The 238-nt window shown below is 57.6% G+C and carries 1 pseudogene; it reads right to left on the bottom strand.

The window, feature by feature from the left end:
* Nucleotides 1-238: pseudogene (locus tag SB772_RS45285) on the bottom strand (glycerol acyltransferase); the annotation flags it as partial.

Genomic DNA, 238 nt, shown 5'->3' with positions numbered 1-238 from the left:
ATGGCGAACAGCGCCACCAGCATCAACGACAGATGATCAAAGACGAAACCCACCGCGCCGACCGCCATGATGACGATTTCGCCGAGCTTGATCAGGCGGATCAGGCGGTCCTTGGCGAACTTCTCGCCGAACTGTCCGGCCAGCGCCGAGAACAGAAAGAACGGCAGGATGAACAGCAGCGCACAGAGGTTGACGTAGATCGAGCGGTCACCGTCGATGGTCAATTTGTACAGAATGG

Origin of the sequence: Paraburkholderia sp. SIMBA_030 (genome assembly GCF_046535245.1) — a bacterium.
Lineage (GTDB): Bacteria > Pseudomonadota > Gammaproteobacteria > Burkholderiales > Burkholderiaceae > Paraburkholderia.
The sequence above is the reverse complement of the archived record's forward strand: the minus strand, read 5'-3'. Positions and strand labels throughout refer to the sequence as shown.